The 21,969-nt window shown below is 60.9% G+C and carries 21 protein-coding genes, 1 CRISPR repeat array and 2 riboswitches; of the genes, 6 read left to right on the forward strand and 15 right to left on the reverse strand.

The genetic code is table 11. The features are described 5' to 3' along the window. Window position 1: 1 nt before the first annotated feature. The 8 genes from cas1c to AC27E8_RS09445 all read right to left on the reverse strand — a co-directional run bounded on the left by cas1c (window position 2) and on the right by AC27E8_RS09445 (window position 8,964). The gene (gene cas1c / locus AC27E8_RS09410; protein WP_487099193.1) at window positions 2-1,042 is read right to left on the reverse strand and encodes a type I-C CRISPR-associated endonuclease Cas1c; all 1,041 of its coding nucleotides are present in this window, start codon (window positions 1,040-1,042) and stop codon (window positions 2-4) included. Further along, window positions 1,030-1,665 carry a CRISPR-associated protein Cas4 gene (gene cas4, locus AC27E8_RS09415; protein ID WP_487099192.1) on the reverse strand — a complete coding sequence of 212 codons (636 nt, stop codon included), beginning with the start codon at window positions 1,663-1,665 and terminating at the stop codon, window positions 1,030-1,032. The genes cas1c and cas4 overlap by 13 nt, the downstream gene beginning before the upstream one ends. A gap of 380 nt (window positions 1,666-2,045) precedes the next feature. Beyond that, window positions 2,046-2,594: direct repeats of the CRISPR family, unit length 37 nt; unit sequence GTTGATCCGCCGAGATCGTCGGCGGCCCCATTGAAGC. Between the two features lie 77 nt (window positions 2,595-2,671). Beyond that, the gene (gene thiC / locus AC27E8_RS09420; protein ID WP_487099285.1) at window positions 2,672-4,393 is read right to left on the reverse strand and encodes a phosphomethylpyrimidine synthase ThiC; all 1,722 of its coding nucleotides are present in this window, start codon (window positions 4,391-4,393) and stop codon (window positions 2,672-2,674) included. Between the two features lie 154 nt (window positions 4,394-4,547). Beyond that, window positions 4,548-4,660: riboswitch (TPP riboswitch) on the reverse strand. A gap of 128 nt (window positions 4,661-4,788) precedes the next feature. Continuing rightward, window positions 4,789-6,258 (reverse strand): purine-cytosine permease family protein, encoded by a 1,470-nt coding sequence (locus AC27E8_RS09425; protein WP_487099191.1) that lies wholly within the window; start codon window positions 6,256-6,258, stop codon window positions 4,789-4,791. Window positions 6,259-6,419: 161 nt separating this feature from the next. Then, a riboswitch (purine riboswitch) is annotated at window positions 6,420-6,522 on the reverse strand. Window positions 6,523-6,600: 78 nt separating this feature from the next. Continuing rightward, window positions 6,601-7,392, reverse strand: a complete 792-nt coding sequence (locus tag AC27E8_RS09430) for a COG4705 family protein (protein ID WP_487099190.1) — start codon at window positions 7,390-7,392, stop codon at window positions 6,601-6,603. Between the two features lie 76 nt (window positions 7,393-7,468). After that, window positions 7,469-8,281, reverse strand: coding sequence for a Dam family site-specific DNA-(adenine-N6)-methyltransferase (locus tag AC27E8_RS09435; protein WP_487099189.1), 813 nt, complete (start codon window positions 8,279-8,281; stop codon window positions 7,469-7,471). A gap of 140 nt (window positions 8,282-8,421) precedes the next feature. After that, window positions 8,422-8,625 (reverse strand): heavy-metal-associated domain-containing protein, encoded by a 204-nt coding sequence (locus tag AC27E8_RS09440; protein ID WP_487099188.1) that lies wholly within the window; start codon window positions 8,623-8,625, stop codon window positions 8,422-8,424. Window positions 8,626-8,664: 39 nt separating this feature from the next. Then, on the reverse strand, window positions 8,665-8,964 hold the full coding sequence (locus AC27E8_RS09445) for a metal-sensitive transcriptional regulator (RefSeq protein ID WP_487099187.1): 300 nt from the start codon (window positions 8,962-8,964) through the stop codon (window positions 8,665-8,667). Between the two features lie 608 nt (window positions 8,965-9,572). On the opposite strand from AC27E8_RS09445, the gene AC27E8_RS09450 reads away from it, so the two are divergent. Genes AC27E8_RS09450 through AC27E8_RS09460 form a run of 3 tightly spaced genes read left to right on the forward strand, consistent with a single transcriptional unit; the run spans window position 9,573 to window position 11,358 of the window. After that, window positions 9,573-10,532 (forward strand): Asp23/Gls24 family envelope stress response protein, encoded by a 960-nt coding sequence (locus AC27E8_RS09450; RefSeq protein ID WP_487099186.1) that lies wholly within the window; start codon window positions 9,573-9,575, stop codon window positions 10,530-10,532. A 24-nt stretch (window positions 10,533-10,556) separates the two neighbouring features. Next, a complete protein-coding gene (gene amaP / locus AC27E8_RS09455) occupies window positions 10,557-11,111 on the forward strand; it encodes an alkaline shock response membrane anchor protein AmaP (RefSeq protein WP_487099185.1) in 555 nt (184 codons plus the stop codon). After that, window positions 11,104-11,358 (forward strand): DUF2273 domain-containing protein, encoded by a 255-nt coding sequence (locus AC27E8_RS09460; protein WP_487099184.1) that lies wholly within the window; start codon window positions 11,104-11,106, stop codon window positions 11,356-11,358. Before amaP ends, AC27E8_RS09460 begins: the two co-directional genes overlap by 8 nt. A gap of 63 nt (window positions 11,359-11,421) precedes the next feature. Here AC27E8_RS09460 and AC27E8_RS09465 read toward each other — a convergent pair whose 3' ends face one another. Further along, window positions 11,422-11,796 (reverse strand): Asp23/Gls24 family envelope stress response protein, encoded by a 375-nt coding sequence (locus AC27E8_RS09465; protein WP_487099183.1) that lies wholly within the window; start codon window positions 11,794-11,796, stop codon window positions 11,422-11,424. A 189-nt stretch (window positions 11,797-11,985) separates the two neighbouring features. Between AC27E8_RS09465 and AC27E8_RS09470 the strand changes: the two genes are divergently transcribed. Together AC27E8_RS09470 and AC27E8_RS09475 are read left to right on the forward strand one after the other, a co-directional pair. Then, complete coding sequence (locus AC27E8_RS09470; protein ID WP_014465682.1) at window positions 11,986-12,480, forward strand: Lrp/AsnC family transcriptional regulator; 495 nt, start codon at window positions 11,986-11,988, stop codon at window positions 12,478-12,480. After that, entirely contained in the window at window positions 12,477-13,658 is a 1,182-nt protein-coding gene (locus tag AC27E8_RS09475; protein ID WP_487099182.1) for an aminotransferase class I/II-fold pyridoxal phosphate-dependent enzyme, read from the forward strand. The genes AC27E8_RS09470 and AC27E8_RS09475 overlap by 4 nt, the downstream gene beginning before the upstream one ends. A 97-nt stretch (window positions 13,659-13,755) precedes the next feature. Here the strand turns inward: AC27E8_RS09475 and AC27E8_RS09480 are convergent, their stop codons facing one another. Together AC27E8_RS09480 and AC27E8_RS09485 are read right to left on the reverse strand one after the other, a co-directional pair. Beyond that, window positions 13,756-15,021 carry an MFS transporter gene (locus tag AC27E8_RS09480; protein WP_487099181.1) on the reverse strand — a complete coding sequence of 422 codons (1,266 nt, stop codon included), beginning with the start codon at window positions 15,019-15,021 and terminating at the stop codon, window positions 13,756-13,758. A gap of 116 nt (window positions 15,022-15,137) precedes the next feature. Next, on the reverse strand, window positions 15,138-16,181 hold the full coding sequence (locus AC27E8_RS09485; protein ID WP_487099180.1) for an NAD(P)-dependent alcohol dehydrogenase: 1,044 nt from the start codon (window positions 16,179-16,181) through the stop codon (window positions 15,138-15,140). A 204-nt stretch (window positions 16,182-16,385) separates the two neighbouring features. Between AC27E8_RS09485 and AC27E8_RS09490 the strand changes: the two genes are divergently transcribed. Then, window positions 16,386-17,003, forward strand: coding sequence for a TetR/AcrR family transcriptional regulator (locus AC27E8_RS09490; protein WP_487099179.1), 618 nt, complete (start codon window positions 16,386-16,388; stop codon window positions 17,001-17,003). 67 nt (window positions 17,004-17,070) lie between these two features. On the opposite strand, the gene AC27E8_RS09495 is transcribed toward AC27E8_RS09490, so the two are convergent. From AC27E8_RS09495 to AC27E8_RS09510, 4 genes are read right to left on the reverse strand one after another with little or no spacing between them, the layout of a single operon-like run. Continuing rightward, complete coding sequence (locus AC27E8_RS09495; protein WP_487099178.1) at window positions 17,071-18,450, reverse strand: aminotransferase; 1,380 nt, start codon at window positions 18,448-18,450, stop codon at window positions 17,071-17,073. 24 nt (window positions 18,451-18,474) lie between these two features. After that, on the reverse strand, window positions 18,475-19,362 hold the full coding sequence (locus tag AC27E8_RS09500) for a nitrilase-related carbon-nitrogen hydrolase (RefSeq protein ID WP_487099177.1): 888 nt from the start codon (window positions 19,360-19,362) through the stop codon (window positions 18,475-18,477). Between the two features lie 41 nt (window positions 19,363-19,403). Further along, window positions 19,404-20,624, reverse strand: a complete 1,221-nt coding sequence (gene preA / locus AC27E8_RS09505) for an NAD-dependent dihydropyrimidine dehydrogenase subunit PreA (protein ID WP_487099176.1) — start codon at window positions 20,622-20,624, stop codon at window positions 19,404-19,406. Then, complete coding sequence (locus AC27E8_RS09510) at window positions 20,612-21,949, reverse strand: NAD(P)-dependent oxidoreductase (RefSeq protein WP_487099175.1); 1,338 nt, start codon at window positions 21,947-21,949, stop codon at window positions 20,612-20,614. The genes preA and AC27E8_RS09510 overlap by 13 nt, the downstream gene beginning before the upstream one ends. Between the last annotated feature and the right edge of the window lie 20 nt (window positions 21,950-21,969).

A 21,969-nucleotide genomic window follows, 5' to 3' on the forward strand; every position in this document is an offset into this window, starting at 1 on the left:
CTCAGCCTCGGTAGAGAAACGGCGTGTAGCCATGCGCTTGGGAGCGGATGGCCCGGGCGAGGATCCTCGCCTGTACGTCGAGCAGTCGCCCATAAGAGACGGGCTGCTTAAGCAAGGGGTGCTCGATCTCGACCTGCTTTCTCCTGTCCCACTCGGCGAAGAGAGTCCTCCTACCTGTTTCGGTCAACTCCCAAGCCCCACCGGGCAGCACCTCGAAGTCAGAGGATTGCAACTGACGTCGGTTGAAGAGGGACAACATGACGCGGTCGGCCAAGATGGGCCGCATCTCCTCCACCAAATCGAGAGCAAGGGACGGTCGCCCCGAGCGAAGCGTGTGAAGAAACCCGATCTGTGGATCCAGTCCCACCCCGAGCAAGGCACTCTCTGCGTCGCGCGTGATGAGCGAATAGAGAAAGGACAGGACGGCATTCACAGGGTCGCGCGGCGGACGTCGATTTCGCCCGTCGAAGGACAACGCGTCCCGAACTGAGGGCGCGAGAAGATGCCTGAACGCCAAGAAATAGCGACGTGCGCTCGAACCCTCGATGCCGCGGATCTCGTCGGGATGTGAAGCAGATGGAAGTTTGCGAAGTTCGCGGGCGAGATCGTCGGCCACGTCGCGAACGGCCGCGCGATCCGCCGGATCTGCGAGATCCCGTGCAGCCTTCAGAACGAGCTGGCGCTGGTTGTGGATCTTCCCCGCGACGATGGCCCGCATGATGGCAAGGGATCGCTCCGGGGAACGGACCGCCTCGTGCTGTGCGGTTCTCAGCAAGACGTTACCCGAAAGGCGACCCTCTATGCGGTATAGGAAGCGACCGCCGCGTGTCATGCGCACGACGGATCGGCCTTCAGCCGCACAGCGTTCGAGCAGGGGTCCCGTAAAGGAAATGCGGCCGATGCCGACAATAGACTCCAACATGTGGAAAGGTACACGCAGGAGCGTCTCGCCATCCAAGGTGACCATCACGACATCGTGGTGCACGCGAACGACAGCGCCGTCGCGCTGCACAAAGAGCGTTTTGAGGATCACGGGCGGCACGTCGCTTCACCTCCCAGATCTTGCTCGATCATACGCCAGAACATCTTGTCAGAAGGCTGTTTGGACCAGTGTGGAAGACAGGCGGGTTGAAGAGAACAATGGACACAACGCCGGTCTTCTACAGGTCCTGGCACATCGTTCCGAATGAGCATCTCTCGCACACGGGCGATCACGTCCATTGTTTGGGCGCGCAGAGCATCATCCAGCAGCACACGTGATCTTCGGTGGCTGTGGATGTGAAAAATAGCTCCCTCAGGTATCTGGGTCTGAAACATTTCTTCGAGACAAAGAGCTTGCGCACATAGCTGGATACGTTGCGCGAGACTTTGACGTGTCTTCCCATGTTTGAACTCAATGGGATACGGCGTCTCTCCGTGCCATTCGACGACATCACAGCGACCGATGAGCCCAAGGCGATCCGACCACACGCGCATGCCCGTGACCATCTTGTGTCCGCGCGCGGAAAAGACACGGTCTTCGTCGACCCGACGGTGTAGGAGATGGCCGTTCGTGGTGAGTTCATTCTCAAGAAAGATCTGTTCCACATGGATGAGCGCACATTGACGCGGACAGTACGCATAGTGCTGAAGCGCGGAGATAGGAATTTGCCAATCGTCATCCATGACATACCGTGCCTCGCTCGCATGGAGATTTTCGTGATAGTCGAAGTATGCCCACCCTGTAGCCTGGGCATACCCGAGGTTCCACGAACCTGCAAGCAGCCGCAATGGAACGGACAGTCGCGTAAACCACATGTTGTTAGCCAACATCCAGCGGAATCGGACCAACCTATGAGGGAGTTCGAGTCACCTGTGCGCGAACCTGAATCGCTAATCACGAGGCCGGAGGTTCGCGTAAAAGGAGAAATTCGCATGAGATCTGGACTTTTAAGCAAAACGAGGGTATGATGGTGCTAGTCATTCGACAGGAAATGTCACTTTCATGGACAGGTTCGCGTTTTTCGCCCGAAAGTCCGCGCCAGACGTGGGATCGAGCGAGAAGAGTTGATCCGCCGAGATCGTCGGCGGCCCCATTGAAGCTCCTGTTCGGTAAGCGCGTCGTCGAGGTCGGCGCAGTTGATCCGCCGAGATCGTCGGCGGCCCCATTGAAGCTTTATCCCTCTACTTATGCAAGCCCCGGTAATTTTATCGTTGATCCGCCGAGATCGTCGGCGGCCCCATTGAAGCAACACTGCGTCGGTCAGCAAGCTGATGACCGTTCCGGTTGATCCGCCGAGATCGTCGGCGGCCCCATTGAAGCCAAGCCGCTCGCACGGATAGCCGCCACTTCGTCGGTGTTGATCCGCCGAGATCGTCGGCGGCCCCATTGAAGCCTGCCGCGTCACGCCCATCGCGAGACATGCGAGGTCGTTGATCCGCCGAGATCGTCGGCGGCCCCATTGAAGCGATACGATACGATCGATCGCCTTCTCTCCATTTTTGTTGATCCGCCGAGATCGTCGGCGGCCCCATTGAAGCGCTCGCCAATGGCCTTAAAGCGCATCGAGCGGCGATGGTTGATCCGCCGAGATCGTCGGCGGCCCCGCTGAAGGAAGCCCAACCGTCGCCATCGCGTCTCCATGACGAAAGGCCGCTCCGCATCGGAACGGCCTTTCTGTGCAAACCCATTTCACCGATAGACGTCTCCCCCACCGGCCCGAAACGCCTCTGCCTTCTCGCGCATGCCTTCGGCAATCGCCTCCTCGGGCTCGAGCCCCCGCTCTTGTGCGTATGCGCGTATGTCCTGCGTAATCCGCATGCTGCAGAACTTCGGCCCGCACATCGAGCAGAAGTGCGCGGTTTTCGCGGGCTCCGCCGGCAGCGTCTCGTCGTGAAAGCTCTCGGCCCGGACAGGATCGAGCGCCAGGTGGAATTGGTCGCGCCAACGAAACTCAAATCGCGCCTTCGACAGCGCATCGTCCCACTGCTGCGCTCGTGGATGGCCCTTCGCCACGTCGGCGGCGTGCGCAGCGATTTTGTAAGCGATCACGCCCTCCTTCACATCGTCCCGGTTGGGCAGCCCGAGGTGTTCCTTCGGTGTCACATAACACAGCATCGCCGTGCCGTGCCAAGCGATCATCGCCGCGCCAATGGCCGATGTGATGTGATCGTAGCCCGGGGCGATGTCCGTCACAATGGGCCCCAACGTGTAAAACGGTGCGTCATGACAGGTCTCGCGCTCGCGCACGACGTTCTCCTTAATCAGATGCATGGGAATGTGCCCAGGCCCTTCAATCATCACCTGGACATCGTGGTCCCACGCCCGCTTCGTCAGCTCCCCGAGCGTCTCGAGTTCCGCGAACTGGGCTTCGTCGTTCGCATCCGCTATCGATCCCGGCCTCAGGCCGTCGCCGAGCGAAATCGAAACATCGTATGCGGCCAGAATCTCGCAGATTTCGTCGAAGTGCGTATAGAGAAAGTTTTCTTTGTGATGGGCAAGGCACCACGCAGCCATGATCGATCCACCGCGCGAGACGATGCCCGTCACGCGGTTGACCGTGAGCGGGATGTAGCGAAGCAACACACCCGCGTGGATAGTGAAATAATCGACGCCTTGCTCCGCCTGCTCGATGAGCGTGTCACGGTACACTTCCCACGACAGATCCGGAATGCTCCCGCCCACCTTCTCCAGCGCCTGGTAGATGGGCACCGTGCCGATGGGCACGGGGGAATTGCGCACGATCCACTCGCGCGTCTCGTGGATGTGCTTGCCTGTTGACAGGTCCATCACCGTGTCGGCACCCCACAGGATGGCCCAACGCATTTTCTCAACCTCTTCTTCAAGTGAAGAAGACACGATGGAATTCCCAATATTCGCATTCACCTTCACGTGAAATTTGCGCCCGATGATCATGGGCTCCAATTCCGGATGATTGACGTTTGCCGGAATGATGGCCCGTCCGCTCGCCACCTCCTGGCGAACAAACTCAGGGTCCATCCCCTCGCGGATAGCCACGAACTCCATTTCTGGCGTGACAATGCCGCGCTTCGCATAATGCATTTGCGTGACGATCCGGCCGGGTTTTGCGCGCCGAGCTTGACGGCGGAAAGGGACAAGCGTCGGATCCACCTCGGCCGGCCGAGTTGGTTCCTTCCACTCTGTGTCTCCGCGCTCGTCGATCCAAGTCGCGCGAAGTGCCGGAAGACCTCGGCGTGGATCCAGCTTGACACCCGGATCCGTGTACGGCCCACTTGTGTCGTATACACGAAGCGGAGGATTTTCTCGAAGTCCTGAAGCGCTGCGCGTGGGCTCCAATTCGACTTGTCGCATGGGAACGCGCACATCAGGCCGCGAACCCACGATGTACACCTTTCGACTTGAAGGGAAATACGGGGCAAAACCTGTGCTCATCACGATTGACCCTCCTCGTACGGGAGGGCGGATGGGGCGACCAATAGCCCTGACCTTTGGGGATTCGCAGGGGATCTCGCGCATTGCACGGCCGGACAGGTCCCCGCTCCAAGCGCACGAAACCACCTACCGCACAAGCGCTCGGTTGTCATGATCTGCACGCCATCAGAAGTCCCTACGCTGGCATTACCCAGATCAGGTTCAACGGTCGGCAGCTCCATAGCCGCCCTCTCAGCCCGGTGACACCGAGCTCCCGTGTGTGTAGCGTGTACTCTCATCATAGGACGGATATGCGAGCGAGGCAAGTTTCTTTCTGAAATCTCGGACCATCCAAACGCACAAAAGGCCGCGCAACATCCGCGCGGCCAAGCCGTTCTCCTAGCCGTTTTGAGGATTTAGGAGGCTTTCGCCTCCACCTTTTGCGTGTTCGCACGTTCGCGCCTCGGCGAAATGAGGAGATAGACGATGCCTGTCACGATGGGCGCTGCGTACGCCGACACATCTGCTCCTCCGAACCACGCGTTCGTCAGCGGGCTCTGCCACAAAGCGCTATTGACAGACAGGAACGTCGCTACCGCGCCGATGACAAACGCGAAGATGGCGCGCCAGTTGAAGCCGCCGTTGTACCAGTACACGGAGCTTGGAGACGTGTCGACGAGATCGTCTGCGGCATACCGCCCGCGGACCACGTAGTGGTGCACCATGTAAATCGCCGCCCACGGACCCATGACCGTGATCATGAGGTCCAGGAAATTCTCGAAGAAATCGACGAAGTTGTTGGAGAAGAACAGGGCGTAGATGCCAATCGCCGTGCAGATGGCGCCGTCGAGCGCGACTGCGTAGTGACGCTTGAGCCGAATTCCCATGGACAAGAAGCTCATGCCGGAGCTGTAGGCGTTCAGGTAGTTGGCGCAAATGTCGCCGAGCACCACTACAATGAGAAATGGAATGGCGGCCCATTCCGGAATGGCTTTCGCGATGGCCATGACGGGATTCTCAGAGAAGGCTTTGGCGTTAATCATGGTGCCGAGCACCACGCCAAGCCCCATCATGATAAAGTTGGCAAGGCCACCGCCAAGGAAAGTCGCCCATACCATCCGGCTCGTCTTGGTATCCTTCGGTAGATAACGGGAATAGTCCGCCGCGAAGTTCGCCCAACCGTAGAACGTGCTCGCGAGTCCGACCGAGAGCGCGAGCAGGAACGTCGGAAACACGCCGTGTGCAGCCAACGCGCTTGCGGGCGGATTGAAATTCCATTTAACGTCAGGCAGCACAGCGAAGAGCACAAGCACCGTGCAGGCCGCGAGGATAACGGCCAGCACGCGCTGCATGACGACGAGCGTCGCGTGGCCCAGGATGGGCACCAGATACGTGAGAAAGAGCGTGATGACGAGCGCCACGAGCGTCGGTCCAACGCCTGTCGACGGCAGGCCAACGTACTGCGCGAGGCTGAGCATCGCCCACACGGTCAGCACCATGGTCACGCTCTCCCACCCGACGGCTGTGAACCAGCTGAAAAACGCCGGGATTTTGCCGCCGTGCACGCCGAACGCGGCCCGAGAGATGGTGAGCGTCACCGTGCCCGCGCGCGGACCGGTCGCCACATAGAGACCGAGCGCCGCAAACGAGATGGAACACAAAAGAACGATGAGAAGGCTCTCCCAGACGTTCAAGCCGAAGACGCCTGTGAAAAGTTGGCCAGTCACGACGCCGGTGAACGTCAGGACTGCGGCAAACCATACGTAGAACAATTCGCGCGGCATCCCGTGCCGATGATGTTCCGCGATGATGCCGTTGCCCTCTGTTTCGAGGCGAAACGCCTCGTCGACCTGCGCCGTTTGACGAAGCTCGTCCGCGGTGGCCATGGCCGAACTCCCCCTCTGGTTTGGTGATAAACAGAAAAGACCTCGGGCGACCGAACCCGGTGGTTCGTCTCGCCATGAGGCCGTTGACGGAGAGATCGGGCACGACGCGCCCACGCGCGAGCCATGGTCCCCAGCTCACGGGAGCAGCCAATCGCGGCACCGCTCTATGACAACGGCCTCGTAGCGCAAGCGATTCTCGGTCGCTTGGTAGAGACTGCCGAGCCATATTCCCAGCATTATACGAGGCCTTTTGGATCACACGCCTAGTGTATCGAGTGCGGACACGCGAATCAATGGAAGATATCTCACGCAGGCGTCGAAACGGTCATGTTTGTGCAGTTGTTACAAATTCGACACGAGAGGTTCGTTGGGCTGGTCTTTCGACGTGATCGTCAAGTAACTGACAGCGACGATGATACAGACCGTTGTGGCGAGTGCCACGGCCCCTCGCCCCAAGCCCAGTCCGCCGTACGCTTTCTCGACGCCCAGCCAGTCCGCAAAAGACGCCCCAAGGGGCCTCGTCATGACATAGGAGAACCAAAACGCGAAGACCTCATTCATGCCTGCCCAGCGCTTGAGCACGAAAGGCCCGCCGAACAGCACCACGAACAGGATACCGGACGCGAAGTAGCCGAGATGAAGCGTAGTGGCCGTCATGTCGCCGCAAGCCGTGCCCATGGCAAAGGTCGCGAGGACCGCTGCCCAGTAAAAGAGTTCGCGCCGCTTGGTCACGATGCTGTGAATGTCGAGCGTGCGCTCCACGCGATACCAGGTGATGAACACTGCGGCCAACATCATCGCAAACGCCGTCGTCGACGCCCAGTAGGGCACGCCGAGCACGATGTGAATGGCGTCGGCCACCATGGTGCCAAACACGGCCACCATGGTGACGAAGGCCCAGTAGATGTACGGGATATACCGCTTGGCGCGATACTGAAGCCAAAACGCAATCCCGAACGCCATGGCGCCGACCACCACTGCCAAGTATTTATTGAAGTGCAAGACCAAAAAGTCCGAGGTCGCTTCTCCCATTGCCGTCGTGAGGAGCTTGACCACCCAAAACCACACGGTGATTTCCGGCACTTTGCTGACGAAAGGCCGTATGCGCCGCGTACTCACGCGCGCCGTGGACATGCCCATCCCTCCTGTGTGCGCCGAATGCGCGCCATCCGTTACCCACGGTGATGGACGACGCGGCGGCGAAACAGGTTCAACGCGATCTCGGCGCGAACAGCGCGAGAACTTCCGGCGCGTATCCCCGCCGAGCGCCCTGGCAACTGATGGGCCGACGAACCTGCAGGGATCGACACTCCGCGCGGCGATACGCGCGCTCGGTGAAAGGTGTCAGGTGGTTGGAGATGAGCACCGGAATCCCGCGGTCAGCGAGCTCCTCCGCGATGCAAGCAAGATCCCGTTGTTCCGCATCCCCGAAGCCCTGTGCGGCGTACTGGCGGAAGTTTGCGGTTTTCGAGAGGGGGACATACGGCGGGTCACAGTACACCACATCGCCAGGCTCGGCCATGCGCATCACTTCACGGAAATCAACGCATAAAAACTGGGCGCGCCGGGCTTTTTCGCAGAAATATCGCATTTCCCGCTCGGGAAAATAGGGTCGCTTGTATCGGCCAAACGGCACGTTGAACCGCCCTTCCGCGTTATACCTGCAGAGCCCGTTGTACCCATGCCGGTTCAGGTAGACAAATAGAGCGGCGCGCCTGACCGGATCGCGCGAGGCGTTGAATTCCTCCCTGAGCGCATAGTAGGCCTCCGGGCAGTTGTTTTCGGGGACAAAAAGCCGCCTGCAGTCTTCGATGAACGCCTCGCCGTGCAGGCTGAGCACGCGATATAAGGCGATCACGTCCGCGTTGATATCCGACAGCACGTAGGCGTCGTAGCGGGTATTCAGAAACACCGCTCCCGAGCCCACAAACGGCTCAATCAACCGCCGACCAGGCGGCAGCACGCGCTGAATGTGGGGCAGAAGGCGATATTTGCCCCCTGCCCACTTGAGAAAAGGCTTCATGCTCGCCGCCTCCCCTCGCGGCCGCACCAGGCGGCTCGTCTCTTCCCCAATTCTAAACGGAGTGAGATCCGCTGTCTACCGCAAGAGGAAACCAAGATCGATCTCGTACAAGGAGTGGATCTCGGCCGAGATGAAGGGCCTCACTCCACGTCGTACCCCGCTTCCTCGATGGCATTCCGAATGGCGGAAACGGGCGTCGAGTCGGCGTGCTGAACCACAGCCTCTCCCTTCTCGAGGCTAACGTCCACGTTGGACACACCCTCGACAGCCGTGAGCGCACGTGTCACAGCGCGCACGCAGCCGTCGCAGGTCATACCTTTCACGCGCAAGATAGTCGTCGCCACGATGTCACCTCCTCTCCCTGTGAAAGAGACCCCCTCCGCTCACAGTTTCGTGAACTGTCGGAGCACTTGAATCAGTTCATCGACCTTTTCTTCTTCGCGATCCCGCTCCCGCAGCGCGTCAGCCACGCACCCGCGCGTATGGGACTCCAAGACGGAGAGCCCCACCTGGTGGAGCGCGCTTTTGACCGCAGCAATCTGAACGAGGATGTCTACGCAATAGCGCCCGTCTTCCACCATTTTCTGAAGCCCACGCACCTGGCCTTCGATACGCCGCAGACGGCGGACGAGATCGGCCTTGATTGGCTCGTAGCTGTGCGAATGTGTGTGTGATTCTTCCACGTTTCACCCTCCGATGTCGAATCAAGCCGCCTTCAGGATTCGAGCGGTTCCAAGGCAATTGTATACGAAACCCCTGTAAGGTATCCAGTGTGCGGCGCCCCATGGCGCGGGGCCGAACAGTCCTGCCCGCTCGACGAACTTCGCGCCTCATCGACAAGAACAGGTTGTCCTTCCTCGCTGCATGGGTTATGCTGGTGTCAGCATACCGAAGCCAGTACGGCATCCGAACATGGTGCCCTCGCACGTTTCGACCGTGCGAGGTGGGGCCCATGGACACCCTCTGCTACGACATCACAGATTTGCCCCGAGCGCGTGCTCAAAGGTGAAGACTCTCCAGGTTTTGACCCGCTTCCGGCTGCATGCGACACATAGCCAGTCATCCAACATCGAGGCAAGGGAACAAAAAGATGCATTTACACAACATGTATAGATATACAAAATCAATAGTTTTGATTAGTTGCTTTCCTTTTTATCTATTCTTTGATACAATCACACACAAACGAAATGTTCACGAAAGGAAGGTGGGTCGACTTCCCTGCGGACAGCCTGACCCATGTCCGGTCTGACGGATGTCATGAGATTCTCATTCGTGAAAGGGGAAGAGGCGCATGGCCAACTTGGAGTACACGCTGGCGGAAAGCGGCACGATTCACATTGCAGAGGACGTGATTCAGACCATTGCAGGCGTTGCGCTCTCGGAGATTGACGGCGTGGCCAAAATGGGCGGCTCGGCCGTCAGCGGCCTCGCTGAGCAGATCACGGGCCGTCGCAACCTCACGCGCGGGGTGAAGGTCGAGTTTTCGAACGAATCACAGGCGTGCACCCTCACCGTGCAAGTCGTGCTGCGCTACGGCGTCCGCATTCCCGACGTCGCGGCGCAAATTCAGGAGCACGTGCAGGCGTCGGTCGAGCAGTATACCGGTCTCCGCGTATCCGCAGTTCACGTGCACGTCGTGGGATTGTCGCTTCGTGAGGAAGACGATGAAAGCGAGGGGTTTGGCTTGCCGGGCAAAGTTTCCAATCTGATTCAACAAGGAACGGATCTGGTGAAGCAGGGCTACGACACGGCGAAAAACAAGGTTCAGTCCGCCGCACAGGCGACGAAGGACGCGGCCGCGGAGGCCATCGGAACGGCGAAGGAAAAGACCCAGCAGGTCGTGGACGCCGCAGCCGAAAAGGCGCAGCAGGGCGTGGAGGCCGTGAAGGACGCGGCGCAGTCCGCTTACCAAGCGTCTAAAGACGCGGCGCAACAAGGCGCCGAAACGGTGAAGGACGCGGCAAATCGGGCGGCGGAAGCCACCAAGGACGCGGCACAGAAGGCCGCCGAACCGACGAAGAACACGGTCGAACAGGTGAAAGACAAAGTGACTTCGAACGCGGAAGTGACCCCTTCGGAGGCGCGCGTGGAGGACGCGAAGCAGACGGTGAAGGAAGGCGTGGAATCGGCGAAGGACGCCGTCCAGCGCGGGTTGGAGCAAGCCAAGGAAGCCGTGGAGCGCGGCGCCGACGCGGCGAAGGACGCGGCGGATCGAGCAGCCGACAAAGCGAAGGATCAGTTGCACGAGTAGCGCGCGAAATAGCGCTTGGGGGGAATGAAGGTGAATCTGTTTGACCGCTTGCTCTTGTTCGTCCTGTCCGTCGTAGCCCTGGTCCTCGGCGTCGCCGTGGTGCTCGTTGGCGCGGCCGTCCCCATTGGCTGGGCTCAAATGGAGCTTACTCGACAGCCGTACAACATCGTGACGATGGTCGTGGGCGGCGTGACCGCCCTCATCGCCATCCGGTTCCTGTTCTTCCGGCGGCGGCGGGATCCGAAACTGGACGCTGTGATGGTTTCGGGCGATCACGGCCCCATCCGCATTACCTATGACACCATCGTGCAATTGGCCAACCGGCGCGGATCGCAGCTCAGAGGCGTGGCCTCTTTCGAGACGGTCGTGCGCCAGGGCCAGGGAGGACTGATTCTGACGCTGCGCATGCGCGTGTTGCCCGACATCGACATCGCCGCGCTCGCCAAGGAAGCGCAGAACGCAGTCAAGTCGTACCTGGAAGAGACGACGCACGTCCCTGTCGAGCGCGTCCTCGTCCAGGTCACAGAACTCGGCGACAGCAACCGAGCCATGCGCGTTTGGAGTGGTACCGGTGCGTGAGACCCTGCGAGGCGCTTGGGAATGGTTCGTGAACCTGCCACATCGCTATCATGGCCTCATATTGGGCGTCGCCGTGTGGGTGGTCTGGATGATTGTCGGATTCTGGCGGATGGTGTTGCTCGCCGTGTTGGCAGCCCTGTTCTACTGGTTCGGGCGCCTCTGGGAGCAAGAAGGATCCATCGCCGGGATTGCGGAGCGGCTGCTAGCTCAATTGGCCAGTCGCAGGCGCCCCCGCGACGGCATGTGATCAAATAAAGCCGCCGAGCACAGGCTCGGCGGCGTCTTTCGTCTTCGTGTCTTCGTGCTTCTATCAACGGTTGGCCTCGCCGAAGTCGACGCCTTGAACGTATACATGGATCTGCGTGTTGTCCATGCCAATGTACCGATTGAGCGCGTCCGCCACTCGCTCCTGCACGTTCACCGCCGTGTCATAGATGTTCACGCCGTACTGCACAATGATGTACAGGCCAACCTTGACGTCATCGCCATTCGGACCAATTTGGACATCGACACCGCGCTCCAGATTCTCGCGCCTCAGCACCTCGTTCAGCCGATCCATCACCTGGCGGCGCGGGGCCATGCCGGCCAACCCGGGACACTCCAGCGCGGCCATGCCGGCGATCTTCGCGACGACTTCTTCCGCAATCTGCACCTTACCCAGGCTGGTCTCCACCGTCTTCGGCATCCTATCACTCCTACAGGATTCATAACTTTCCTCTATTGTACCATGTATTTTGGCATGTCGCAAAGGATTTTTCATCGATTTCAATCCAGCGCTCGTTCATCGAAATCTTCCGGCACATGTGGCGAAACTGTGTTACAATGAGAGCCACATGCGAATGTCGGCCATATCGCGGCCTCAGAGGGGATTTTCATGAACGACGCGCTGCGCTTGAAGATTTGCGATCTCCTTCACGAAAACGCGAAACTCAGCCCTGAAACCATCGCGCGCATGCTCGGCGAGACGCCGGACGTGATCGAAAACACCATCCGAGAGTTGGAGCAGGAAAAGGTCATCCTGCGCTACTCGGCTGTCGTCAACTGGGATAAGCTCCCTGTCAATCAGGTGACGGCCGTGATCGACGTCAAGGTGCTCCCGCAGCGGGAGGTAGGCTTTGACGCCATCGCGCGCAAGATCTACCGGTTCGACGAGGTGAAATCCGTCTCCCTCATGTCAGGGGGTTACGACCTTCAGGTGACGGTCGTCGGGAGAGACCTCCGGGAGGTGTCCCGGTTCGTTTCCGAGAAACTGGCGACGCTCGAAAACGTGACGTCCACGGCGACGCACTTTCTGCTCAAGACGTATAAATCGGATGGCGTCATCTACGACGATACAGATGGAGAAAGGCGACTGATGATCACGCCATGAACACGCTGTATGACCGTTTGTCGCCCGTCGTTCGCAACCTCCCCCCGTCCGGCATCCGCCGCTTCTTCGATCTCGCCAGCCAGATGCAGGACGTCATTTCGCTCGGCGTTGGCGAGCCCGACTTTGTGACGCCTTGGCACGTCCGCGAGGCGTGCATGTATTCGCTGGAGCAGGGGTACACCACGTACACGCCCAACCGGGGGCTCCCTGAACTGTGCGTGGAGATCGCGAAATACCTCACCAAGTTTGGCCTGACGTACGATCCGTCTCACGAAATTCTCGTCACCGTTGGGGGCAGCGAGGCCATTGATCTTGCCCTTCGCGCGCTGGTGTGTCCGGGCGACGAAGTCCTCATCCCCGTGCCAACGTATGTGAGCTACAAGCCGTGCGCGCTGCTCGCGGGCGCGGATGTGGTGGAACTGCCCACCTACGCGGAGCACGGATTTCGCCTCACCGCGGACGCGTTGGAACGAGCCATCACCCCGCGCAGCAAGGTGCTCGTCCTGTGCTTCCCGAACAATCCGACCGGCGCCGTGATGGACAAGGAGGACCTCCAGGCCATCGCGGACGTGGTCCTGCGCCACGACCTGTTTGTGGTGTCCGACGAGATCTACGCGGCGCTAACGTATGGCAGCCAGCACGTGAGCATCGCCGCCATCCCCGGGATGCGCGAGCGGACCGTGGTGGTGAGCGGCATGTCCAAGGCGTACGCCATGACGGGCTGGCGCATCGGCTACGCGGCCGGACCAGAGCCCATCATCTCGGCCATGCTCAAGATTCACCAGTACACCATCATGTGCGCGCCCCACATGGCGCAGCGGGCCGCGCTCGAGGCGCTGCGAAACGGAGACGACGAGCGGGATCGCATGGTGGAGAGCTATGACAGGCGGAGAAAACTCATTGTGGCGGGTCTGAACGAGATTGGGCTTCCGTGCCACGAGCCGCGCGGCGCGTTCTACGCGTTCCCCGACATCCGCCCCACCGGGCTCAGCTCGGAGCAGTTTGCTGAGCGCCTGCTTCTGGAACAGGGCGTGGCCGTGGTCCCCGGGAATGTCTTTGGCGATCCCGGCGAGGGGTTTGTCCGCTGTTCCTACGCCACCTCCGTGGAGCTGATTGAAGAGGCACTCCGGCGAATGCGCGCGTTTGTGCAAAACCTCGCGTATCACCCGGTGCGGTAGAACGCGGCGCGGGCGCTGATGAAGCGCACAGTTCAACCGAAAAGCGCGCTGTGCATCTGTCCTCCGCGGGCGCAACCTGCGCCAGGCCAGCGCTCTCTCACACTGTCTCCTGCACCGTCACCGCCGCGGCGCGCTTCGCGTCGCGTGCAAGGAGGGCTCCGGTCAGGCCGATGGCTGTGAATAGCACAGGGATGAGCAGGCCCACGTGAAATCCGAAGGCGCGATCGTCCGGAAACTGGTCGAGGGCCGCGCCGAACAGCGAGGGCAGGAGAACGGCGCTCAGAAATCCGCCCATGTTGGCAAAGCCAGACACCACGCCGACGCGGTCGACGGGAAACGTCTGTCGAACGATGGCGAACGTCAGCGAGCTGCCGCCGTTGCCAAAGCCAATGAGGGCAAAGAGGAGAGGCACGAGGACAAACCACGGGCGCACGCCCATGGCAAACCATGCGAGCCAGCTCAGGAACGTGACGGCGTGGACGAGCGCGTAGAGCCGCTTCACCTGGCCAAATCGGCTGGCGAGCCAACTGGTGAGCGGCCCACCGACCATGGCGCCCACAAGTCCCACCATGAGGATGGCGCTCGCCGCCGATCTCGCCATGTGAAACACCTGCATGAAGTAGGCCACGCCCCACGATCCCATGAAGCCCACGTACGTGCCGACGAGGCCAAAGTGACACATGGCGAGCGCATAGGCCTGCCGCGAGGTGAACGTCTGGCGGATGGCCTCGCGGACGCTCGCGGGCCGCACCGGCTCGCCCGCCCGTTGAATCTCCCCGGCAAACATCCGCCTCGGCCGCCGCACGAGGACCTCATACAGCGCCGCACAGAGCCCAAAGAGAACCAGGCTCACGCCCACAAACAGGCTGCGCCACCCCCACGCGCGGATCCAGAGCGCGTACGGCACGGTCGCGGTCAAAGAACCGAAGCCAGCCGCGACGCCGATGACGCCGAGCAGCGCGACGAACTCTTGGGCTCGGAACCACTCGTTGATGACGGCGACCAGGTTGACGAAGATGGTGGCATCTCCCACGCCCACAAGGAAGCGGGCCACCAAGAGCACCCAGGCGTGCGTGGCGACGCCCGTGAGCAGCGTGCCGAAGGCGTTTGTCAGGGCCCCGAAGATCAAAAAGCGATTCGGCCCAAACCGATCCGCCAAGATGCCGACTGGCACCTGGAGGATGGCGTACGCCAGAAATTGCATGCTGTCCAGCAGGCCAAGCGCGCCCGCCGAAATGTGAAACTGGTTCATCCACTGGTTGGTCACCAGTCCCGGGGCCGTGCGCTGGCTAACGATGAGGTAATACGCCGCGAGCGCGGTGAAGAACACCACCCATCGATATGGGCTTTCCTGACGGGTCAATCTCGTCACTCCCTCGAGAAACGAGAGAAAACGGAGGCCCAGTACAGCCTCCGTTCTCTCATCTTCCGCGTCCATTGTATCGCGCGACCGGCGGATGGGCCAGTCGGCGAGTGACATCACTTGCGCATCGTGCTGATATCGATCACGAATCGATACCGTACGTCCGATTTCAGCACGCGCTCCCAGGCCGCGTCGATCTCGTCGGCCGAGATGATTTCAATCTCGGGCGTCACCCCGCGTTCCGCGCAGAAGTCGAGCATCTCCTGCGTCTCGCGGATGCCCCCGATGCAGGAGCCCGCAAACGTCCGGCGCTGCGTGATGAGCGCAAACGCGTTCACCTCCAGCGGCTCCGGCGGCGCACCGACATTGACCAGCGCACCGTCTGTCTTCAGAAGGCCCAGATACGCCGTGATGGGGATCTTCGCCGAGACCGTGTTGATGATGAGATCAAACCGGCCGGCGAGTTGGCGGAACGTCTCGGGATCGCTCGTCGCGTAGTACGCCTTCGCCCCGAGGCGCAGCCCATCTTCCTTCTTGCGCAGCGACTGGGACAGTACCGTGACTTCGGCTCCCATGGCCTTCGCGAGCTTCACGGCCATGTGCCCCAGCCCACCGAGGCCGACGACGGCGACTTCTTTGCCGGGCCCCGCCTGCCAGTGGCGCAGCGGCGAGTACGTCGTGATGCCCGCGCACAAAAGCGGAGCGGCCTTGTCGAGAGGAAGGGCGTCCGGGATACGAAGGACGAAGTCCTCCTTCACGACGATGTGCGTGGAGTACCCGCCCATGGTGTACTGCCCGTAGCGGTCGACGCTGCCGTACGTCTGGATGTTGCCTTTCACGCAGTACTGCTCATCGCCGCGCTTGCAGTTCTCGCATTCGCCGCACGAGTCGACCATGCAGCCGACGCCGACGCGATCGCCCGGCTTGAACTTGGTCACCTGGCTGCCGACTCGCGACACGACGCCGGTAATCTCGTGTCCGGGGACGAATGGATAGCGCACCTCGCCCCACTCACCGCGGGCCGAGTGAATGTCCGAGTGGCAAATGCCGCAGTAGTGAATTTCAATCAGCACGTCGTCGGGCTGAAGTTCGCGACGCTCAATCTCGATGGCGTGAAATGGGCTTTCCTTGCTCAACACACCGCGAGCTTGTGCCTTCATGTGAAGACCTCCTCGCTTCCCTATTACACATGGATGTAGTAAGCTGCAATCGTGTACCATTGTAGCGCAAGCCGGGCTTTGCGCGATGGACACATCGAGTCGCGCTGCGCATTAGTACACACTCGCGACAACGTTGTTTCGAATCCGACGCTGTGTTTTGCGAATGCCCATCATGCATGCAATGAGGAGGCATCGAGTTACCCGATGGACCGCCGTGTGGTGAAATCGCGCCAGGCCATTCGCGATGCGTTCGTGGCGCTCATGAAGGAGAAGGATTTCGATCACATCACGGTTCAGGACATCACCGACCGCGCCAATGTGAGCCGAAAAACCTTCTATCTGCACTTTCTCGATAAATACGACCTGTTGGATCGCGTCATCGAAGACGCCATCCGCGAGATGGACGAGTTTGGCCAATGCGTGTGCGATCTCGACTGGGTACCCGCCACTGAGCAGTGCTTTCAGTACCTAGCGGATCGGTACGACTTCTTTGGCACCATGCTCACACAGGCTGGCGCTCCGTACTTTCGCCGGCGATATGTGGAATCCTGTATGACCTCATTCCGAGAGGAGATTCGCAAAGTCGTAGGGCGCCATCCCCTGCCCGAAGAGGATGCCATCCTTCAGTTCGTGGTGCACGCCTACGTGGGAACGGTGGAGTGGTGGTTACAGCAGGGGATGCCCTACTCGCCCAAGGTGATGGCGGATCGGGTGGGGCGCATGCTCGAAGCGGTTTACGCACAGCTGCCGTCGCTGCGGCAACCCGTGCGCGCGGGCGAGAACTCGCCCACCTCGCTCGCCCAGCTCGAGGCCGGCGCGTGATGGCAGAAGGCGCTCCCCCTCCTCGGGCGTCGAGCGTCGGAGAGGGAGCATCGGCGATGCCCGCAGATCACGAAAGGGCCAGGATGGCTTCGCCCAGTACGTCGACGATGCGCTGCACCTCGGCCTCGGAGACCACGAAGGGCGGACACAGCGTGACGACGTTGTTGCCGCCCGGCGTGGTGTCCCCGTTTTTCCCGACGATCACGCCGCGCTGCCGACACGCCGCGACCACGCGCCCGACGAGTTCTGGCGCAAGCGGCGCACGCGTCGCGGCATCTTCCACCAACTCCACCCCCGCCAACAGGCCAAACGTCCGGATGTCGCCCACGTGAGGCAGGCCCTGCAGGCGTTTCAGTTCTGCCGCGAGCAGATCTCCGAGGATTCGAGCGCGATCGACCATGTTCTCTCGCTCCATGATATCGAGCGTCGCGAGGCCCACCGCACAGGAGGCCGGATGGCCGCCAAAGGTGTTCACGTGGCGAAGATGCGTGTACGCCTCGTCCCTCGCGAACGCCTCCTCGAATAATTCCGCCCGAACCGCCGTCGCCGCGAGCGGGAGATAACCGCTCGTGATCCCCTTGGCCATGGTGACAATGTCGGGGCGCACGCCATAGCGCTGATGCCCAAACGGCGCGCCCGTCCGCCCAAAGCCGCAGATCACCTCGTCCACGATGAGTAGCGCGCCGTGCCGATCGCAGGTCTCGCGCAGTTTGGGCAAGTACCCGTCGGGCGGCACCAGGACACCGCCGCCCGTGATGACGGGCTCGGCGATCACGGCCGCGACCGTCTCGTCCACTTCCCATCGCATCACGTCGTCCACGTATTGCGCGCACTCCATCGCACACGTCGACGGCTCCTTCCCAAACGGGCAGCGGTAGCAATCCGGCGGCGGAACGTGGACGAAGCCAGGCGCGAGTGGCTCGTAGCGAAACTTGCGGTCAAACTGCCCCGAAGCGGCGAGTGCCCCCATCGTGTTCCCGTGGTACGCGCGGTACCGGGAGACCACCTTCCATCGGTGAGGCTCGCCTCGTTGGGCATGGTACTGCCGCGCAATTTTGAAAGCCACCTCGTTGGCCTCGGAGCCGCTGTTGGAGAAGAAGATGCGGTACTCGGCCCCAAGCCACGTGGAAAGCCGCTCCGCCAACTCGATGGCGGGCATGTGCGTGTGGGTCAGCGGATAATACGGCATCTCCGTCATCTGACGGTAGGCCGCTTCTGCGAGTTCTTTTCGCGAATAGCCCAGATTGACACACCATAGCCCTGACATCGCGTCCAGATAGCGGCGCCCCTCGGCGTCGAGAACGTACGCGCCCTCGCCGCCCACCACCGCCATCGGATGCCTCGCCGCCTCGTGCGTCACCATTCCGTGCCACACGTAGCGCCTGTCCTTCTCAAGCCACGCCGACGCACCCGCGCCAACCAACTCCTTGTCGACCGCCATGGGCATCCCTCTTTCGCGTCCGTGGGTGAATCAGGTTGAGACCAGTGTACCATACGTCTCTGGCCTGCGATCCCGGTAGAATTGCCAAGTCTCGCGGACCTCGCGAATGACTTCTCGGTCCATATCCGCAATGACCACCTCATCCCGATCTCGAGCAGCCACCTTCACGAAATTTCCCCGGGGATCGACGAGATACGACTGCCCGTAAAACTCCCCCATGTTCCACGGCGCTTCCCAGCCTACGCGATTGATGGCACCCACATAGTAGCCGTTTGCCACCGCGTGCGCAGACTGCTCCAACTTCCAAAGGTATTCCGACAGCCCTGCGACCGTTGCGGACGGGTTGAACACAATTTCGGCACCGTTGAGGCCGAGAATGCGGGCCCCTTCCGGGAAATGACGGTCATAGCAGATGTACACGCCCACCTTCCCGTACCGCGTGTCGAAAACAGGATAGCCTCCAGTGCCAGGCTTGAAGTAATACTTTTCCCAAAACCCCGTTTCCGGACGTTCGCCAGCCTGCACGTGTGGAATGTGGTGCTTCCTGTATTTCCCCAAATAAGTCCCATCTGCGTCGATCACGGCCGCTGTATTGTAGTAGACCCCAGGCATCGCTTCCTCGTATAGCGGAACCACGAGCACCATCTCGTGCCGCTTGGCCACCTCCTGCATCCATTGAACCGTGGGTCCGCCTGGCACAGGTTCGGCAGCCCGATACCACTTCGGCGACTGTTCCGCGCAGAAGTACGGAGCAAAAAACAACTCCTGCAGACACGCGATCTCGGCTCCCTCCGCGGCAGCCTCCTCGATCATCGCCACGTGCTTTTCAATAGCCGCCTTTTTGTGCTCCTCCACGCTTCGATCGCCTGGAAGCTCGTGCTTCGCTTGAATGAGCGCAATTCGGACGTACCTCGACACCTATGCCCCTCCTCGCTGTCACGGGTGTGCGCTGACGTTTGTCACTGGATGCGCGCCGGCGAGTTCAGCCATGGCACCATTTCGATGCATGCGACCGGACACACCGCTTCGCAAAGATTACAACCCACGCACTTCTCCACGAACACACTCGGCACGCGGGCTTCGGTATCTCCCGGTGCGATGGCTTGATGAGCGGCATCCAGGCACGCGATGTAACACTTGTAGCAGCCGATGCATCGGTCAGCGTCGATGGAAGCCACCACACGGTGGTCGAGATCGAGCGACCCAAACGGCACGTAGTTCGGCAGCGCCTTCCCCACAATATCGCGCACGCCACCAATCCCATTCTCGTCCAGAAAGCGGTTCAGGCCGTCGACCAGATCTTCGATGATGCGAAACCCGTGTTGCATCACCGCCGTACACACCTGCACGGCCGAGGCTCCCAACAGCAGGAACTCCACCGCGTCCTGCCAGGTAGAAATTCCGCCGATGCCCGAAATGGGTACGCAGACGGCGTCGTCCTTGGCACATTCAGCCACCATGTACAGCGCAATGGGCTTGACGGCGGGTCCACAGTACCCACCGTGCGTCCCGAGCCCCGCAACCGTTGGCCGGGGCACCCATGACTTCAGATCCACACCGATAATGGAGTTGACGGTGTTGATCAGACTAATGGCGTCCGCTCCGCCTGCCACTGCGGCCCTTGCAGATGCGCGAATGTCGGTCACATTCGGGGTCAGCTTGGCGATGACAGGCACCGTCGCAGCGGACTTGACCCACGCTGTCTGGCGCTCAATGAGATCCGGGTGTTGCCCGACGGCCGCGCCCATCCCGCGCTCCACCATGCCGTGTGGACAGCCGAAGTTCAGCTCGATCCCGTCGACGCCCGCATCCTCCACCTTGCGCACCGCTTCTTGCCACTGCTTTTTGTCCGGTTCAATCATCAGGGACGCCACGACAGCTCTATCGGGGAATCGGCGCTTGACTTGCCGAATTTCCGCCAGATTGTCTTCAAAAGGCCGGTCTGAGATGAGTTCGATATTGTTAAAACCGACCATCCGCTTATCTGCAAGGTGAAGCGCGCCGAAGCGCGAAGACACATTGCGCACCGGCCGATCGGTGAACGTCTTCCATACCGCCCCTCCCCATCCCGCTTCAAACGCGCGCTCCACCTGAAAGCCCGTATTGGTGGGAGGAGCGGATGCGAGCCAAAAGGGATTGGGCGAGCGGATGCCTGCCATTTCGACTGTCAAGTCGGCCATGCGAACCCCTCCGTCGCTAGCCCATTTTCAACACGCCGTGACAGGACGTCTGTCAGCATCGCGCGCGCAGCCCGTTTCCCTTGTTCAACGGCAACAACCACCGTCGCGTCTGCCCCTTTCCCGCTCCACACGCAATCCCCAGCGGCATACACTTTGGGGCGACGCGTGCGCCCTTGTTCATCCACTGTGACGACGCCGTCGCGGTGCGGGACTTGGAAGGCGTCGAGCAGATCCCGTCGACGCGTTTGCCCGATGGCGACAATGACCTGGTCTGCCGACAATCGCTCCTCACGTTCCGCAAGCCGCCATGCACCGGACGGATCGAGCTCAGTCTGACGGCATCTGACTTCCTGGACCGCGCCATCGCCCACGAATCCTACCGGCATAAGCCGCCAACGAAATTGCACACCTTCCGATTTCGCAAACGCATACTCGAAGCGATATGCCGTCATTTCCTTCTCGGAACGCCGGTACACGATGGTCACGCGTTCCGCACCCAGGCGGCGCGCCGTGGTCGCAGCATCCATCGCGGTGTTTCCGGCCCCAATCACCACCACCTCGCGACCCGCACGCGCGCGCCCCTCCTTGGCCATCCGCAAAAACGTGAGGGCGTCGATGACGCCATCGAGGTCCTCGCCCTCAATGCCCAACCGCTTACCTGCGCCAAGCCCGCACGCGAGCAGAACTCCGTCGTACGAATCCAAAAGCTCATGGGGCCGCACATGCGTCCCGACTTCCACCCCTCTTTCGAAACGAACACCCAGCGAGAAAATCGTCTCCGCTTCGGCAACTGCCACGTCCGCCGACAGCCGAAACGACGGAATGCCGTACGTGTTAAGACCTCCCGGAGATTGTTCGCGCTCGTAGACAGTGACCTGCGCACCGGCGAGCGCGAGTTCCTTCGCGGCAGCCAGTCCCGCCGGCCCCGCGCCAATAATGGCAAATCGATACGGAATGGGCTGAGACGGCGGATCATACAGCACCACACCACGCTCGAGTACCGCATCCGTCGCGTACTGTTGCAGACGGCCGATTTCCACAGGTCGCGAGGATTTCCCCCAAACACAAGCGCCTTCGCACAGTTCGTCCGTCGGACACACCCGCGCGCAACTCGAACCAAGCGGGTTCGCGTCAAAAATGGTCTTGGCCGCGCCCACTCGGTTGCCCGACGCAATTTTGCGAATGAACAGCGGAATGTCGATCCCGGTCGGGCAGGCCCGAACACAGGGCGGATCCTCGCAGAACAGGCACCGCGCGGCCTCCGCCATCGCTTCCACGTCGCTCATCGTCGAAGACCAAGGTCCTTGAACGACCTCTGCACCCATCCTCTGCGCCACCTCCATTC

It is taken from the genome of Alicyclobacillus sp. CIJ1, assembly GCF_057538885.1.